Origin of the sequence: Oscillibacter sp. KLE 1728 (genome assembly GCF_934833455.1) — a bacterium.
In the GTDB taxonomy this organism is placed as follows: domain Bacteria; phylum Bacillota; class Clostridia; order Oscillospirales; family Oscillospiraceae; genus Oscillibacter; species Oscillibacter welbionis.
Window position 1 is genome coordinate 1 of record NZ_CAKVVF010000008.1, and the last position, 16,710, is coordinate 16,710.

Annotated in this window: 17 protein-coding genes and 1 other annotated feature; of the genes, 1 reads left to right on the forward strand and 16 read right to left on the reverse strand. The window is 62.5% G+C overall.

Annotated elements, in window-relative coordinates; genetic code table 11:
* Positions 1-1,639: leucine--tRNA ligase (leuS, locus tag QVE23_RS01550; protein ID WP_287967469.1), on the reverse strand; the 1,639-nt coding region annotated here is incomplete at its 3' end.
* A 289-nt stretch (positions 1,640-1,928) separates the two neighbouring features.
* Positions 1,929-2,163: a binding site (T-box leader), on the reverse strand.
* A 180-nt stretch (positions 2,164-2,343) separates the two neighbouring features.
* Here leuS and QVE23_RS01555 point away from each other — a divergent pair.
* Entirely contained in the window at positions 2,344-2,931 is a 588-nt protein-coding gene (locus QVE23_RS01555) for a GNAT family N-acetyltransferase (RefSeq protein WP_025544858.1), read from the forward strand.
* Between the two features lie 191 nt (positions 2,932-3,122).
* On the opposite strand, the gene QVE23_RS01560 is transcribed toward QVE23_RS01555, so the two are convergent.
* From QVE23_RS01560 to smc, 15 genes are all read right to left on the reverse strand, one after another.
* Positions 3,123-3,485, reverse strand: coding sequence for a helix-turn-helix transcriptional regulator (locus QVE23_RS01560; RefSeq protein WP_025544857.1), 363 nt, complete (start codon positions 3,483-3,485; stop codon positions 3,123-3,125).
* Positions 3,486-3,762: 277 nt separating this feature from the next.
* The gene (rsfS, locus tag QVE23_RS01565; RefSeq protein ID WP_025544856.1) at positions 3,763-4,125 is read right to left on the reverse strand and encodes a ribosome silencing factor; all 363 of its coding nucleotides are present in this window, start codon (positions 4,123-4,125) and stop codon (positions 3,763-3,765) included.
* A 45-nt stretch (positions 4,126-4,170) separates the two neighbouring features.
* Complete coding sequence (locus QVE23_RS01570; RefSeq protein ID WP_287967471.1) at positions 4,171-5,787, reverse strand: LCP family protein; 1,617 nt, start codon at positions 5,785-5,787, stop codon at positions 4,171-4,173.
* 22 nt (positions 5,788-5,809) lie between these two features.
* Entirely contained in the window at positions 5,810-7,426 is a 1,617-nt protein-coding gene (locus QVE23_RS01575) for an LCP family protein (protein ID WP_287967472.1), read from the reverse strand.
* Positions 7,427-7,433: 7 nt separating this feature from the next.
* A complete protein-coding gene (gene yqeK, locus QVE23_RS01580; protein WP_287967473.1) occupies positions 7,434-8,624 on the reverse strand; it encodes a bis(5'-nucleosyl)-tetraphosphatase (symmetrical) YqeK in 1,191 nt (396 codons plus the stop codon).
* Between the two features lie 13 nt (positions 8,625-8,637).
* Positions 8,638-9,126 (reverse strand): GNAT family N-acetyltransferase, encoded by a 489-nt coding sequence (locus tag QVE23_RS01585; RefSeq protein WP_119311325.1) that lies wholly within the window; start codon positions 9,124-9,126, stop codon positions 8,638-8,640.
* Between the two features lie 16 nt (positions 9,127-9,142).
* Complete coding sequence (gene yhbY / locus QVE23_RS01590; RefSeq protein WP_287967474.1) at positions 9,143-9,472, reverse strand: ribosome assembly RNA-binding protein YhbY; 330 nt, start codon at positions 9,470-9,472, stop codon at positions 9,143-9,145.
* A 38-nt stretch (positions 9,473-9,510) separates the two neighbouring features.
* Entirely contained in the window at positions 9,511-9,717 is a 207-nt protein-coding gene (locus QVE23_RS01595) for a hypothetical protein (protein ID WP_287553624.1), read from the reverse strand.
* 30 nt (positions 9,718-9,747) lie between these two features.
* Positions 9,748-10,338, reverse strand: a complete 591-nt coding sequence (locus tag QVE23_RS01600) for an XTP/dITP diphosphatase (protein ID WP_273481893.1) — start codon at positions 10,336-10,338, stop codon at positions 9,748-9,750.
* On the reverse strand, positions 10,335-10,622 hold the full coding sequence (locus QVE23_RS01605) for a hypothetical protein (RefSeq protein ID WP_273481892.1): 288 nt from the start codon (positions 10,620-10,622) through the stop codon (positions 10,335-10,337). Before QVE23_RS01605 ends, QVE23_RS01600 begins: the two co-directional genes overlap by 4 nt.
* A 31-nt stretch (positions 10,623-10,653) precedes the next feature.
* Positions 10,654-11,370: a ribonuclease PH gene (gene rph / locus QVE23_RS01610; RefSeq protein WP_025545180.1), complete on the reverse strand. Its 717-nt coding sequence runs from the start codon at positions 11,368-11,370 to the stop codon at positions 10,654-10,656.
* A 292-nt stretch (positions 11,371-11,662) separates the two neighbouring features.
* Positions 11,663-12,535 (reverse strand): signal recognition particle-docking protein FtsY, encoded by an 873-nt coding sequence (ftsY, locus tag QVE23_RS01615; protein ID WP_025545178.1) that lies wholly within the window; start codon positions 12,533-12,535, stop codon positions 11,663-11,665.
* 21 nt (positions 12,536-12,556) lie between these two features.
* Positions 12,557-12,808: a hypothetical protein gene (locus tag QVE23_RS01620; protein ID WP_021750964.1), complete on the reverse strand. Its 252-nt coding sequence runs from the start codon at positions 12,806-12,808 to the stop codon at positions 12,557-12,559.
* Positions 12,809-12,856: 48 nt separating this feature from the next.
* Entirely contained in the window at positions 12,857-13,075 is a 219-nt protein-coding gene (locus QVE23_RS01625; RefSeq protein WP_025545177.1) for a zinc ribbon domain-containing protein, read from the reverse strand.
* Positions 13,076-13,087: 12 nt separating this feature from the next.
* Entirely contained in the window at positions 13,088-16,654 is a 3,567-nt protein-coding gene (smc, locus tag QVE23_RS01630) for a chromosome segregation protein SMC (RefSeq protein WP_287967476.1), read from the reverse strand.
* Positions 16,655-16,710: the final 56 nt, after the last annotated feature.

Sequence of the window (16,710 nt, forward strand, 5' to 3'; positions counted from 1 at the left end):
GGCTGTACAGCAGATGCAGGGTGGTGTGCTCCATGCCGCCGTTGTACCAGTCCACGGGAGACCAGTAGTCCAAGGCCTCCTTGGAGGCGAATGCCTTGTCGTTGTGGGGATCCATATACCGCAGGAAGTACCAGCTGGAGCCAGCCCACTGGGGCATGGTGTCGGTCTCCCGCTGGGCGGGGCCGCCGCACTTGGGGCAGGTGGTGTTCACCCAGTCAGTCATCTTGCTGAGGGGGCTCTCGCCGGTGTCGGTGACCTCATAGGAGTCCACCTCCGGCAGCAGCAGGGGCAGCTGCTCCTCCGGCAGGGGGACCCAGCCGCACTTGGGGCAGTTCACCAGGGGGATGGGCTCGCCCCAATAACGCTGGCGGCTGAACACCCAGTCCCGGAGCTTGAAGTTGGTCTTGGGACGGCCGATGCCCTGCTCCGTCACCCACTTCTTCATGGTGGGAATTGCCTCTTTCACGGTGAGGCCGTCCAGGAAGCCGGAGTTCACCATGATGCCGGTGTCGTCCTTCAGGGTGAAGGCCTCCTTGGTGATGTCTCCGCCCTGGACCACCTCCACGATAGGCAGGCCGAACTTGGTGGCGAACTCCCAGTCACGCTGGTCGTGGCCCGGCACGCCCATGACGATGCCGGTGCCGTAGCCCATCAGCACGTAGTCGGAGACGAACAGGGGCACGTGCTTGCCGCTGGCGGGGTTGACGGCCTCGATGCCCTCCAGCCGGACGCCGGTCTTCTCCTTGTTCAGCTCGCCCCGCTCAAAGTCGGACTTGCGGGCGGCCTCCTCGATATAGGCGGCCACAGCATCCCAGTTCTGGATCTGGTCCTTCCACTGCTGGAGATAGGGATGCTCCGGGGAGATGACCATATAGGTCACGCCGAACAGCGTGTCGCACCGGGTAGTGTAGACCGTCAGCTTGTCGCCGTTGGTGGCGGTGAAGTCCACCTCCGTGCCCTCGGACCGGCCGATCCAATTCTTCTGCTGGATCTTCACCCGCTCGATGAAGTCCAGGTCGTCCAGGTCGTCGATGAGCCGGTCGGCGTACTTGGTGATGGCCAGCATCCACTGGCTCTTCTCCTTGCGGATGACCTGGCCGCCGCAGCGTTCGCACACACCGTCCACGACCTCCTCATTGGCCAGGACGATCTTGCAGCTGGTGCACCAGTTGACGGGCATGGAGGCCTTGTAGGCCAGCCCCTTCTTGAACATCTGCAGGAAGATCCACTGGGTCCACTTGTAGTAGCTGGGGTCGGTGGTGTTCACCTCCCGGTCCCAGTCGAAGGAGTAGCCCAGCATGTGGAGCTGCTTGCGGAAGTTCTCGATGTTGTCGTGGGTCACCTTGGCGGGGTGGATGTGGTGCTGAACGGCGTAGTTCTCTGTGGGCAGGCCGAAGGCGTCATAGCCGATGGGGAACAGGACGTTGTAGCCCTGCATCCGCTTCTTCCGGCAGATGATGTCCATGGCGGTGAAGGGCCGGGCGTGGCCCACGTGGAGCCCCTGGCCGGAGGGATAGGGGAACTCGATCAGGCCGAAGAACTTCTCCCGAGTCTTGTCCCCGGTGACGGCGGTGAAGGGCTTCTCCTCCAGCCACTTCTGCTGCCACTTTTTCTCAATGCTGGCAAAATCGTATTTCATATCCTTCTCCTCATTCCTGTGAATGGATTTCTCTGTTCGATTTATTTTTGCCGCGGCGCGCCCCCGGGCGGCCTCTCTTGCTTCTACGGGGCAATTCACCTTCTGTACGTGGCAAAAATACTTTGACCCAACCGCCTTGGGTGGCGTCGCCAGTGACTGATGCCGCTGGTGAAGGCACTCTGCTGCGCAGCCATTGGCGGCTCTGCCGCCTGACGGATGCGGTGTGCCCCCTGCGGGCAAGGAGATGTCAATCCCCTCTTCAAGCTGTAAAAGCGCCCCCGACCTTACGGTCAGGGGCGTAAAAGCTACGCGGTACCACCCTGGTTTCGCCAGCCGTTGCCGGATGGCGCTCAACGGCCCGGAGGGCCTCGGCCAGTAACGGGGCCTGCCGTCCCACCCTACTATGTCCGTTCAGGCGGGAGACTCCGGGAACAGTCATCCGCGAAGGTCCCCCACCGGCTCGCAGCAGCCGCCGGCTCTCTGAAGGCGGGACATTTCGCCTTTCTTCCCATCAATGTCGTTAACGGGTCTATTTTATGTGGCTTTGCGCGTTTTGTCAAGAGGTAAGCGGGAAAAGCGCTGTACAATCCAGTCGACATCTTGTTTTTGCCCGTCCTGCTCTGTATAATGGGGAAAATCCAACGTATGGCAGCAGAAAAAACTCTGGCAATTTGGGGGGAGGCGAAACCGTGAAGGGCACCCTGATAAACACGCCCACATTGGAAACCGGGCGTTTGATCTTGAGGAAATTCACAGAGCGCGATCTGGAATGGCTGTTTCTGATTCTCCATGACAAGGACGTCAATCAATTCCTGCCCTGGTATCCGATAGACAGCATAGAAGAAGCCAAGAAATTCTATGAAGAAAGATACGCTTCAAAATATGTCCAGCCGCAGGCATACGCTTACGCGATCTGCTTGAAAACGGACGATCATCCCATCGGCTACATAAAAGTGGATATGGAGGAACATCACGATTTCGGATATGGGCTTCGCAGGGAATTCTGGCATCAGGGACTTGTCACAGAAGCGGGCAAAGCGGTGATCGCCCAAGTGAAAAAGGACGGCCTGCCTTATATCACAGCAACGCATGACCGAAACAACCCAAGAAGCGGCGGCGTTATGCGGAACGTTGGAATGAAGTACCAATATTCTTACGAAGAACAGTGGCAGCCCAAGAATTTTCTGGTTACATTTCGGATGTACCAACTGAATCTTGATGGGAATACAGATCGGGTTTACAAAAAATATTGGGACCAATCTGCTGCCCATTTTATAGAACCGAACGTGTGAACAGATGGATATTGGAGAAAAGCTGGGCGCAGAGGCAGCCGGACTTGTTAAAACCGAAGTGCTTGATGCATGGACCTGCCTCACAGGAAGCAGGCCCATTTTCATACAGGCGCGCCCAATGCGCCCTCACACTTCGCAGGGAAGGCTTTTCGCCCCCTGATTTATATCGCTGCCCCTTGATTCCGATTGTTTCATACTCCCCCGCCGGTCGCCTGGTGCAGCAGTTCTTCCGCCGGCACACCGAAGAGCTTCGCCAGGGCCAGCAGGTTGGAGGTGCTGGGGTCCGCCGTGCCGGTCTCCCATTTGCTGACCGCCTGCCGGCTGACCCCCAGGGCCTCCGCCACGAACTCCTGGGTCATCTGGCAGCGCATCCGGTGGGCCTTGAGGACCTCCCCCAGGGTGCGGCGGGTCTCCGCTTTTTCCCGGCGGGCCTCCCCGCCCCGCAGGTACTTCCGCAAAGCCCGGATCAGCAGGATCAGCAGATAAATGAGCCCTGCCCAGATGGCCAGAAACAGGAGCAGCAGCGGGAGCATGATAATGGAACTGAATGCCATTGCAGTTGCCTCCTTTTGTTTTGGTGGTCTCAGCATACCCGGGGCGGGCGGTTGCGTCCACCAGCTATCGCGCAACTCTGGGTTGATAAGCAGAAAAAAGCTCCGGCGGTCAGCGCCGTCGGAGCTGATGTTTCCCCTTTTCACCGGACACGGCGCCCCACAAAATCTTCGTTTTGCGTGGCACCACATTGGACTCAAATGGGCAGGCAGAGCCTGCCCATTTCATATTTTTGCCTGCGGCAAAACGCTTGGACACGCCACTTGGCGCGAAGGGCGATCAATTCTCCGTCAGCACACCGGAGAGATCCACCGGCTTGCCGTCGTGCCAAAGCCGCTCCAGCGAATAGAACTCCCGGGCCTCGGCGGAGAACACGTGGACCACCACACAGCCGTAGTCCAGCAGGACCCAGGTGCCGTCCCGGTAGCCCTCCCGGCGGAGAGGATCCTCCCCCGCCTGCTCCTTCATGGCCTTCTCCACTGCGCCGCACAGGGCGTTGATCTGGGTGTTGGAATTGCCGGTGGCAATGACGAAATAGTCCGCCAGGGTGGTCTGCTCCGTGATCTCGATGGCGGCGATGTCGCCGCCCTTTTTCTCGTCCAGGGCTTTGGCCGCAGTCAGGGCCATCTCTTTGGGTGTCATGGACTCATCCTTTCTGATCGTTTGAATCTGCGGCACACCTGCCGCTCAGGTTACAATAATAAACCCGTCATCCGGGGCCGCGGTTCCGCCGTCGGACATACCGGGGTCTACAGGAGGCGCCGTCTCACCATCAGACGGCTGGGAATCCGGCGACTCCGGGGCGGTTCCGCCGCTCTCACCTGCCGCCGGGTCTCCGCTGCCGCCCGGGAGCTGGCCGATCACCTGTCCTGTACCGGGGTCCAGGATCTGCCCGGTGCCGGGATCGATGATGCCGCCGGTCTCCGGGTCGATCAGGTCTCCCGTGTCCGGATCGATGCTCCCCGTACCGGGCTCCGTGGCTCCGCCGGGATCCGTGGTCTCTCCACCGCCGGGCGTCCCGGTCGCCCCGCCGGTCTCCGGCGCTCCGGCATCAGGGTCGGTCCCTGTGCCGCTTTCCCCCTCCGGGGGCGTCTCCTCCTCCGGCTCCTGGGGCGTCCACTGGGCCTGCCAGTAGGACCGGGGATGGGTGGCGTTGCTGTCTTCCACATGACCGGTGGAGGAGCTGACGGAGCCGTCGCTGTTCACGGTCATCATATCCAGATCGCTGCGGGTAAATACCTCGGCGTAGGGGCTCAATTTGGTGTTCACCAGCTCCAGCAGCTGGCTGGTGTTGGGCGTTACATAGGACTGTTCGGAATACCGGCCGTTGAGCTTGCTGGTGGTGGAGCTGTATGCGTAGGCGGGCGTGTTCGGCATGGTGACGAACTCCACGTTCTCCGGCTTCAGGCCACCGGTGAAGGCCGCTTTGGCAAACCACAAAATATTCTGGAGGGTCAGATCCGTCTCCACGTTCTCCCGAAACACCTCGGCAAATGCGTTGATCTTGGCGATGTTCTCGATCTTCAGCAGCTGCTCCACCATGGCGGTCAAAAATGCCTGCTGCGTCTTGATGCGGCCCAGATCGCCGTCCTTGTAGCCGTTGGCTCCGTCCCGGAACCGCAGTACCTGCATGGCGTCGTCCCCCGTGAGCAGGCGGTAGCCCGCTTTCTGGTTGATATAGAGGTTTTGCAGGGGGTCACTGTAATACATGTCCCGGGGCACATCGAACCAGACGCCGCCCATAGCGTCCACGATCTGGCCCACGGCCTCCCACTCCACAATCACCTGATAGTCCGGCTCAAAGCCCACCAGTTGGGCGATCTCCTTGTAGAGATACTGGATGCCCCGGTCTCCACCGCCGTACCAGTTGTAAACAGAGTTGATCTTCTTGATATCCCAGGAGACATTCACCATAGTGTCCCGGGGAATGGACATCACCGTGGCCTTCTGGTTGGTCACGTCGTAGCTGGCCAGCAGCATCGTGTCCGTATTGCCGCCGCCCCCCGTGTCCCGGCCCAGGATCAGAACTGTGTAGTAGTCCTGACTCTTCCGCTCCCCGTCGCTGCGGGGGCGGGTCCCCTCGCCCCAGTCGATCTCCTCCACCGGATCGGTGGGTTCTTCCGTCTCCTGGGGCTCTGTCTTGCCGGTGTTGAGGTCCGGCCGGACGAACAGGCTCTGCCAGGCCAGGACCCCCGCCAGGGCCACAGCCAGAACTGCGGCTGCGGCGATCAGCCCCTTCTGCCCCCTGGTCAGTCCGGACCGTCTCTTTGGGGGACGTCCTTTTCCATCCATCTGGTCCGCCATGGTGCCACCCCTTTTCCGTCGTTCAGCTCACGATGATAAAGCCGTCATCCGGAGCCTCTTCTGCGGCAGCATCGCCGCCTCCATCTCCGGTGCCGGAGGCCTGGCTGTCTCCAGTGCCCGAATCGGTCGTTCCTCCGCCTGCGTCAGGCGTGCCGCCGTCCGGAGTCCCGCTTGTGCCCGTACCCGGATCGGTGGTCCCGTCGGTGCCGGTGCCGGTGGTTCCTTCTCCGGTGTCAGGTCCTGTGGTCCCGCCGCCGGTGCCGGGATCTGTCCCGCCGTCGGGCGTTGTCCCTGTTCCGGGATCCGTCGTGCCAGAGCCCGGGTCTGTGGTCCCGCCCGTCCCCGGGTCCGTGGTTCCGCCATCCGGCGTCACCGGCAGGCCGGTGTCCGGATCGATGGGATTACCGTTCTCATCCACCGTGGGCGTCTCCTCCTCCGGCTTGCTGGGCGTGGTAGGCTTCACCGGCGGCCGGGCCGCCCGGCTGTCTTCCACATGGCCGGTGGACGAGCTGATGCTGCCGTCAGAGTTGACGGACATAATGTCCAAGTCGCTGAGGGTGAATACCTCCGTATAAGGACTCAGCTTGGTGTTCACCAGCTCCAGCAGCTCATCCGCGCTGGGCACCACGTAGGATTGATAGTTGTGATAGGTGCGGCTCCAGCAGGATGCGGTCCGGTTGGGCATGGTGACAAACTCCACGTTCTCCATGCTCAGCCCACCCAGAATCGCCTGCTGGGCAAACCATAGGATATTCTGGAAGCTCAGGTCTGTCTCCACATTGTTCTGGAACACCTGGATGAACTGGTTGATCTTTGTGACGTTCTTGATCTGCAGCAGCTGGTCCACCATGGCGGTCAGAAACGCCTGCTGGGTCTTGATGCGGCCCAGATCGCCGTCCGGATAGCCGTAGCGCATGTCGTTGTCGTGGCGGTAGCGGAGCACCTGCATGGCGTCGTCCCCCGTGAGCAGGCGGTAGCCCTTCTCCTGGTGGATGTGAAGGTCCTGATAAGGATCGTCGTAGTTCATGTTCCGTGGCACGTCGAACCAGACGCCGCCCATGGCGTCCACGATCTGGCCCACGGCGTCCCACTCCACAACCACCTGATAGTCCGGCTCAAAGCCTACCAGCTGGGCGATTTCCTTGTAGAGATACTGGATCCCCCGGTCTCCGCCGCCATAGTAGTTATACACGGAGTTGATGCGCTTGATATCCCAGGAGACATTCACCATGGTATCCCGGGGAATGGACATCACCGTGGCCTTCTGGTTGGTCACGTCGTAGCTGGCCAGCAGCATCGTGTCCGTGTTGCCGCCGCCCCCCGTGTCCCGGCCCAGGATCAGGACCGTGTAATAGTCCTGACTCTTCCGTTCCCCGTCGCTGCGGGGTCGGGTCCCTTCGCCCCAGTCGATCTCCTCTTCCTGGGTCTCGCTGTCCGCATCCGCGTTCTTGTCCGGCAGATCCGGGCGAACGAACAGGCTCTGGCAGGCCACCACCGCGATCAGCACGATGGCCAGTACCACGGCTACCGCGATCAGCAGCTTCTGCTGCCGCGTCAGGCGGCTCGGTTTCTTCGGCTTCTTGGGTCTGCTCTTTTTCGGCGTCCCGCCCGCCGGATGCTTTCCGTTTTCTCTATCCACTATCTCTCTATCCTTTCAATGCGTCCCGCGCCTCAATGGTGGCGTGGTGCACAGGGTTTCCCATTTCGGTCATCTCTTCGATGGTCATCTCCAGGCCCATCAGCAGGCCCTCGTCCAGGTCTTTATAACACACAGCGCGGAGTTTGTCTACCCCCGGAAAATTCCGGGAGGGCTCGATATAATCCGCCAGATAGATCACTTTTTCCAGCAGGGTCATGTGGGCATGGCCCGTGGTGTGCCACCAGATGGCGTTGTAGATTTCATCGTCCACACCGAACACGTCCCGGGCGATGGCCGCGCCGGTCTTGGCGTGGAGAAGCTTCAGGGCCTTCTGCTCCAGCTCGTCCAGCTGGATGCCGTACCGGCCGCACAGTTCCAGCTGCTCCTCCATGTTCAGCTTTTTTGTGCAGTCGTGCAGCAGTGCCGCTACCCGGGCCTTCTCCACATCGGCGCCGTACCGCTCCGCCAGACGGATGGCCTCCTGCTCCGTGCCCAGCACGTGGGGGATGCGCTTGTTTTTCAAATAACTCAGAGCTATCGGCCGCAGCTCCCGCAGGGGCAGGCGCTTCAAATCCGCCCGGGTGCCGTACAGTCCCTCCCGCAGGATATAGCCGTACACCGCCGGAGGCAGGAGATTCACGCCCTCTCCCTTCGCCAGCATGGTTCGCAGGTCTGTGGAGGACACATCCACCACGCCGGGGATGGTGAGGGTGAAGATCCGGGCCTGGGGATATGTCCGGTACAGATAGTCCCGCTGAACGGAGAACAGCTCCTCCGTGTCCGCCTCCGTTCGGCCGAAGGTGGCGATCCCCGCCAGGGACAGAATCTTCTCCGCTTCGTGCCAGATCTGGATGGTGAGGAACATGTCCGTGCCCATCAGCAGCCACAGCTCGTCCTCCGGGTACCGCTCCTTCAGCTGGGCCAGGGTGTCGGAGGTATAGCTCCGCCCCGTCCGCTTCAGCTCCAGATCCAGTACCTGGACCCGGTCCCCCAGGCCCAGCTGCTCCCCCGCCAGGCGGGTCATCTCAAGCCGCTGTTCCGGAGTGGGGCTGCCCGCTGGCAGCGCCTTGTGGGGCGGCTCCCGGTCCGGGACCAGCAGCAGCAGGTCCAGCTTCAGCAGCTCGAATACCGCCCGGGCCGCGGTCACATGGCCCAGGTGGGGCGGGTTGAACGTCCCGCCGTAAACGCCGATCTTCATACGCGATTCCTCTTTATGGTTCAGATTTTTCCGCCGGAAGCTCCAACTCCATCTCGTCATCCGTGGCGGTGAAGCCATACCGCTGATACAGCGGGCGGCCCATGGCGGTGGTGTGGAGAGAAACCGTCAAACAGCCCCGCTCACAGGCCGCTGCCGTGAGGAGATCCAGCATCCGCCATGCGATCCCCCGGCCTCGGAAGGCAGGATCCGTCCAGATGTTCATGATATGGCCGGACAGACCCGCGGGATTGTGATAGGAGGGCATCTCCCGGCGGAGGTCCAGGCCGCCGGTGGCGGCCAGCCGCTCTCCCGCCAGCGCCAGAAGCGCAATGTGGCTGCCGGACGCCAGGGCCTGGCGGTAGTAATCCCGGACCGCATCCGGCAGGCCATGCGGCAGCGCCGCCGTCTCCGAAAGGTGCCGGTAGGTCCGGATGGCCCGGAGGCGGCTCTCCGTCAAGAGCTCCAGATCCCCGATCCCGGCAGTGCGGAACGTCAGTTCCATCGGGCGCCTTCCCGGGTCACTGGGGGCGCTTCTTTGCCGGCTTCACCAGCTGGATGCGCTTCTCCCTGGGCTTGGAGTGGCTCTCCCGGTACAGCACGAACTTCGTGCCGATGACCTGCACCACCTCGCTGCGGGTGGCCTTGGCCAGCTCCTCCGCGGCGGTGCGGGCGTCGTAGTCGATATTGTTGTCCAGCACACGGCCCTTGATAAGCTCCCGGGCCTCCAGGGCGTCGTTGGCCTGCTTGACCAGGTTGTCGCCGATGCCGTCCTTTCCCACGATGAGGATCGTGTCGATGCTGTTTGCCAGGCCCCGCAGCTGGGCCCGCTGTTTGCTTGTCAGTTCCATGTATACTCCTTTATTCCGGGAAATGGCCCCGGTCTTTTTTATTTTTCGTCATGCCAGGTAGACTGCCGCAGCTTCTCCATAGACTCCTGGGCAATCCACTCTTCTGTATAGCCGCAGCTGCGGCAGACATACCTCTGAATTTTTGCATTTACAAAAAAACCGATGGAAAAAGAATTGTACAGCCCCGGCTCCACTGCCAGCAGGTCCGCGCTGCCGCATTTGGGGCAGCGTCCGGTCGTTTTCACCGCAGTTCCCTCCTCATCAAAGGTAGACGGTTATTTTTTCAAATAAGTTGCCAGTTTCTCCGAAAATGCCCGCAGAGCTTTTCCTCTATGGGAGATGGCGCCCTTCTCCTCTGCCGTCAGCTGGCCGAAGGTCCTGCCCTTCTCCGGCACCAGGAACACCGGGTCGTAGCCAAATCCCGCCGTCCCCATGGGGGCAAAGGCGATGGCACCGTCGCACCGGCCCTCCGCCGTCAGCTCGTCCCCGCCGGGAAAGGCGCAGGCGATGGCGCAGGCGAAGTGGGCCGCCCGGGTAGTCTGTCCCCGCATGTTCTGCAGCAGCAGGGTATACCGCCCCCGGTCGTCCAGCTCCTCCCCGCCGTAACGGGCGGAATACACGCCGGGTCCTCCGTTCAGGGCGTCCACACAGAGACCGGAGTCGTCCGCGATGGCGGGCAGCCCGCTGGCCGCGCAGATGGCCTTGGCCTTCAGCATGGCGTTTTCCGCAAAGGTGGTGCCGGTCTCCTCCACGTCTACGGAGATTCCCACGTCTGCGGGGCTCACCACTTCCACCCCCAGTCCGGAGAGGATATCCGCCATCTCCTTCAGCTTACCGGGGTTATGGGTTGCCAACACGAATTTCATACCGTCTCCTCCTTTTCCGCCGCACGGTCCAGACGCTTGTTCCGGATGGTCAGCACCAGGTCGATGGTGACCATGGTGATATCCAGAATGTAAAAAGCCGCCACATAGGTGACATTTCCACTGATGAACTTCCCCGCCAAGCCGCAGAGATAGCCCACGATGATGCACACCTCAAACCATAGGCTCTTGCCCTTTGCAGTACGGGAGCGCACGGACTTTGTGATGTTGAAGGGCCAGGACAGGCCGAAGCAGATCAGCATAATCATCTCGAATACCTGCGCCACGGAAACCATCTCCTTCTTTCAATTTGTGGTTTTATCGCTTCAAAATCTCCCGCTGGAGCTTCAGCAGCTCCCGGTTGCCCTTGGCGCACAAGCGCACCAGCTCCTGTTGCTCCTGGGGCGTGAAAGCCCGGCCCTCGCCGGTGCCCTGGAGCTCGATGATCTCCCCCAGCTCATTCATCACACAGTTCAGGTCCACCTGGGCACGGCTGTCCTCGCTGTACTGCAAATCCAGCATAAGGGTCTCCCCGACGATTCCCGCAGACACCCCGGTGACGAAATGCCGGATGGGATTGGAGGCCAGCACGCCCTCCTCCACCAGCTTCCGGCAGGCCAGAGCCAGCGCCACAAAGCCGCCGGTGACGGAGGCGGTGCGGGTTCCGCCGTCGCCCTGGAGCACGTCGCAGTCGATGGTGATGGTATGCTCCCCCAGCTTCGCCAGGTCCACGGCGGCCCGGAGGGAACGGCCCACCAGCCGCTGGATCTCTGCGCTGCGGGGCGAGAGCTTCAGCTTGGCGATGTCCCGCTTGCTGCGCTCCCGGTTGGCCCGGGGCAGCATGGAGTACTCCGCCGTCACCCAGCCGGTGCCCTCCGGCACATGGGGCGGCACCCGGTCCTCCACGCTGGCGCAGCAGAGAACCATGGTGTCGCCGCACTGGATGAGACAGCTGCCCTCCGCGAATTTTACGAAATCAGGGGTGATTTTGATCGGGCGCAGCTCGTCAAATGCCCGTCCGTCTTGTCTGGTCATGGTATGCGCTCCTTTTCATTTTCCCCGCAGAGAGGACTGGATCGCCGCGAACGCACGGTCATAGTCATCTCTGTGAACATAGATGGTGTAGGTCAGGACGCTGTCCTGTACAGCAGTCGGAGCGGCCCCCTGCTGCGGCGGGCAGCCGCGGCGTATAGGCCCCGGGTCCTGGTGCCGCTGGAGAGCCCGGCATCTGAAAGCGCCCCGCGGATCAGAAAGTACATCTGCTGCGACGACACAGAGATCAGTTTTCTCCGATTCCAAATGGTGATCCTTGTCTCTCTGCTGCCGCTCAAATAATGGCCTCCACATATTCCTTCGCGTCGAAGGCCTTCAGGTCGTCCACCCCCTCGCCCACACCGGCCAGCTTCACCGGTACGCCCAGCTCCTTGGCGATGGCGATGACGATGCCGCCCTTGGCCGTGCCATCCAGCTTCGTCAGCACGATGCCGGTGAGTCCTGCGGCCTCCTTGAACTGGCGGGCCTGGATCAGGCCGTTTTGTCCGGTGGTGGCATCCAGCACCAGCAGCGTCTCCCGTGCGGCGCCGGGGCATTCCCGGTCGATGATCTTGGAGAGCTTGGCGAGCTCCGCCATCAGGTTAGCCTTGTTGTGGAGGCGGCCGGCAGTGTCGCACAGCACCACATCCACCCCTCTTGCCTTGGCAGCCTGCAGGGCGTCGAACAGCACCGCGCCGGGGTCAGCCCCCTCGTGCTGGCGCACAAGTTCGCAGCCGGCCCGCTCCGCCCAGATCTGCAGTTGGTCCGCCGCTGCGGCCCGGAAGGTGTCCGCCGCGCAGAAGAGGACCCGCTTGCCCTCGCTTTTCAGCTGATAGCCCAGTTTGCCGATGGACGTGGTCTTGCCTACGCCGTTGACGCCGATGAACAGCACCACAGCAGGCCGGGTCGAGAGATCCAGCTCCGTGCCGCCCACGTCCATCTCCTCCGCCAGAATGTCCCGGAGGGCGGCCTTGACCGCCTCCTGGTCCTGGAGCTTCTCCTTCCGGACCCTCGTGCGGAGTTTTTCCACGGCGTCCAGCGCCGTGTCCATGCCCAGGTCCGCCAGGATCAGCGTCTCCTCCAACTCCTCGAAAAAGGCCTCGTCCGCCTCGGAGAAGCCGGAGAAGAGATTTGTGGTGATCTTTTTCAGCTTGTCAAAAAAGCCCATGGTATCCTCCCAAATCGGAAATCAGCGCCGGAGAGGCTTATCCCAGTCCAACCTGTTTCCGCAGTATTTGCAGTATTCGCCGGGAAAAAGCGGCAGATGTGCCCCGCACTCCGGGCAGCGGATCACGAACAACTGGATCGCAAGGCCCGCCGCCAGCAGCAGTCCCCCGATCACGCCCGCCTCCGGTACAAATACGGTCCTGCTGAGGAACTGCAGAACAAATCCCGGGACTAGCAGGATAACGCTCAGGATCGTCCATCTGCGCAGTGTCATGAGATCGTCCTCCCAATCGCTTCAAATCCTCTTGCGCCGGGTCGCCGTTCACTCCACTTTCTTGCCGCAGTATGGGCAGGTCTTATCCGGTCGGAGCTCCCGAACGGACTTTCCGCAGTGGGGGCAGCGCAGCAGCCACCACACCAGCCCCAGATCCAAAAGGAAAATCAGCAGCCCTGCATAGGTCATCCATCCGCCCCGGAAGATAAGGAGGCCTGCCAGCAGGCCCACCCAGATGATCAGTATCTGTTTATGCTTGCGCTTCATGGATTCCGCTCCTTATTTGATCTTCAGCTCTTTCGCCATGTCATTCAGATTGATGGTCAGGATCTTGCTCACGCCCTGCTCCTGCATGGTGACGCCGTAGAGCACGTCGGCCTCCTCCATGGTGCCCCGGCGGTGGGTGATGACGATGAACTGAGTCCGGCCTGCCAGCGTCCGCATATAGCGGGCGTAGCGGGTGACGTTGGCGTCATCCAGGGCCGCCTCGATCTCGTCCATCACGCAGAAGGGCGTTGGATGGACTTTCAGAATGGAGAAATACAGCGCGATGGCCACAAAGGCCTTCTCGCCGCCGGACAGCAGGGAGATGGTCTTGAGGGTCTTTCCCGGCGGCTGGGCCTTGATCTCGATGCCGCAGCCCAGGATGTCCTCCTCGTCCTCCAGTTCCAATCTGGCCGTCCCTCCCCCGAAGAGCTCCTGGAAGGTGGTCTGGAAGCTCTCGGACAGCAGCTTGAACTGCTCGGCGAAAATCTTGGTCATCTCCTCAGTGATCTCGCCGATGATGTTCTGCAGCTCGCCCTTGGCCTTCTCCACATCGTTGCGCTGGTCCGTCAGGTAGGTGTAGCGGGTGTTCACCCGCTGGAACTCGTCGATGGCCCCGATGTTTGGGGTGCCCAGGGCGGTGATGTCCCGCTTCAGCTCCCCGATCCGCCGGTTGGCCTTGGGCACGCTCTCCAGCTCGATCCGCTGTGCCTGGGCGTCGGAGTGGGAGAGTTCGTAGTGTTCCCACAGCCGGTCCAGGATCTGCTTTTCCTCCATGGCGGAGGTGGCCCGCTTCTGGTCCAGTTTGGCCACCGCCCGCTCCAGGTTCAGCAGGTTCTCGTTCATCTCCTGGCCCGCCCGGTTCTTGGCAGTCCGCTCCGCCTCCAGGGCGTTCTTCTCCTCTGTGATGGCGGCCAGCCGCTGCCGGAAGGCCGCGCCCCGGCCCGCCAGCTCCTCCAGCGCCGTCTGCAATCCGGCGATCTCTTCCTCCGCGGCGGCGATGTTTCGGCGGTAGGTCTCCGCCATCTGTTCCTTCTGCTCCCGGTCACCAGAGAGATCCGCGCACAGCGCCCGCAGGTCCGCGGCGCTGCGGACTGTGGCCTCCCGCTCGGCCGCCAGGGCAGCCAGATCGCTCTTTCTGCCGCTGATCTCCTCGGCCAGGGCACCGGATTTCTCCAGCAGCTCCGATTGGCCGGAAAGAGCCGCCTCCGCCTGGGCCCGCGCGTCCGCGGCGGCGGATTCCTGTCGGTTGATCTCCACCTGGGCGGCGGCAGACCGGGCGTCGTTGTCCGTCAGCCGTCCGGCCAAGCTCTCCAGCTCGCCGGCGAGGTTCTCCACGCTCTCCTCCAGGGAGCGCAGCAGGAGATCATATTGTCCCCTGATGCCCTCCAGCCGCAGGACCTCGTCCTCTGCGTGGCGGCGCTGAGCCTCCGCGGTCTCCAGCTCGTATTGGGCGGCGGCCAGTTCCCGGGCGGTATCCTCCTCCGCCTGCTTTGCCTCCGCCAGCTTTGCCTGCATGGCAGCGGTCCGGGCGGTGAGCTGCTCCAACTCCGCGGACCGGCTCAGTACACCGGCGGACCGGCTGGTGCTGCCGCCGGTCATGGAGCCGCCCCGGTTAATGACCTGGCCGTCCAGCGTCACGATCCGGAAGGCGTTGCGGTACTTCCGGGCCATGGCGATGCCGCAGTCCAGGTCCTCTACCACCACAGTGCGGCCCAGCAGGTTGTAAACAATATTCCGGTACGCCGGGTCGAATGTCACCAGCCGGGACCCCAGGCCCACAAAACCAAATTCCTTCTCCACGCCTTTTTCATGGAGCTCGTCACCCCGGATGGCGGTGAGGGGCAGGAACGTGGCCCGTCCGGCGTCCCGCTGCTTCAGGTAGCTGATGGCGGCCTTGGCATCCTCCTCCCGGTCCACCACAATGTTCTGCAGTCCCGCCCCCAGGGCGATCTCGATGGCCAAGGAGTACCTGCCATCGGTCTTCACCAGATTGGCCACCGGGCCATGGATGCCCTGCAGGCCGCTCTGTGCGCGGCACACGAACTTGACCGCCTTGGAGAAGCCCTCGTACTCCTTCTCCATCTCTGTCAGCAGGCGGCGGCGGTTTTCCAGCGCCCCCGTGTCCATGGTCAGCTGGACCCGCCGCTCCGCGGCGGCAGCGGCCTTCTTCTTCCGTTCCTCCATCCGCAGGCTGTGGCCGGCGATGATGTTGGCGGCGGCCTCCGCCTCGTCCCTGGCATCCTCCAGGGCGCGGCGGTTCTCCCGCGCCTCCTGCCGGGCGGACTGAAGCTGCTCCTCCGCGGCGGCCCTGTCTCGCTCTGCGGCCTCCCGCCGCTCCTGGATCTGCTTCTTCTCCGCGGCGGCGGCGGCCAGTTCCGCCCGCGCGTCCGCGGCGGCGGCCATGGCGAGGGCCTCCTGTGCCCGCAGGCGCTCCGCCTCGTTCTGGGCGCCGCCGGCCTGTTCCGCCATGGTCTGGGCGGTCTCCAGCAGGGCGGCCAGCGCACCGTTCAGCTCCCCGATCCGGCGGTCGATCTCCGCCACCCGGGCTTCCTGCTCCTCCGCCTGCTTCGCAAGGCCGCCGGAGCGGCTCTCCGCCTCTGCCAGCTCCGCCTCCGCCCGCTGGATGTTCTCCCGGTTGTGGGTGACGGTGCTCTCCAGCACGGCGGCGGCGGACTCCTTCTCCTTGATCTGCTCCTCCAGAACGGCGGACTCTGTCCGGACCCGCTCAGCCTCCATGTCCTTCTCCCGCATCCGCTCGCTGTACCGCTCCCCCTCGGCATAGAGAGCGTCCAGAGCGGCGCGGGCCTCGTCCCGCTGGGACTCTGCGGCGTGAAAGTCCGCCTCCAGCTTCCGGGCGCCCGCCTTCAGGGTGTCCAGGTTCTCCAGCCAGACGGAGATCTCCAGAAGGCGCAGCTCATCCCGGAGCACCAGATACTTCCTGGCCTTCTCCGCCTGCTCCCGCAGGGGCTCCACCTGAAGCTCCAGCTCGGCGATCTTGTCATTGATGCGGACCAGATTCTCCTCCGTCCGCTCCAGCTTCCGCTCCGCCTCCTCCTTCCGGTGGCGGAATTTGGAAATGCCGGCGGCCTCCTCGAAGATCTCCCGCCGCTCCCCGCTCTTGGCGGAGAGGATCTCATCAATCTTGCCCTGGCCGATGATGGAGTAGCCCTCCCGGCCCATGCCGGTGTCCAGGAACAGCTCCGTCAAGTCCTTCAGCCGGACAGACTGGCGGTTGATGTAGTATTCGCTTTCGCCGCTGCGGTAATAGCGGCGGGTGACGGACACTTCGCTCTCCTCCATGGTGGGGAAGATGTGCTCCGTGTTGTCCAGCACCAGCGTCACCTGGGCAAAGCCCACCTGGCTGCGCTTCTCCGTGCCGCCGAAAATCACGTCCTCCATCTTGGCGCCACGGAGGCCCTTGACGCTCTGTTCCCCCATCACCCACCGGATAGCGTCGGAGATGTTGGACTTGCCGGAGCCGTTGGGACCCACGATGGCGGTGATGTCCTCGCCGAAATTCAGGACCGTCTTGTCTGGAAAGGACTTAAACCCCTGGATTTCCAATGCGCGCAGATACAAACTCTCACCTCATTCGGCCTCTCAGCCAGATCACATACTATAACTAGTATAGTATA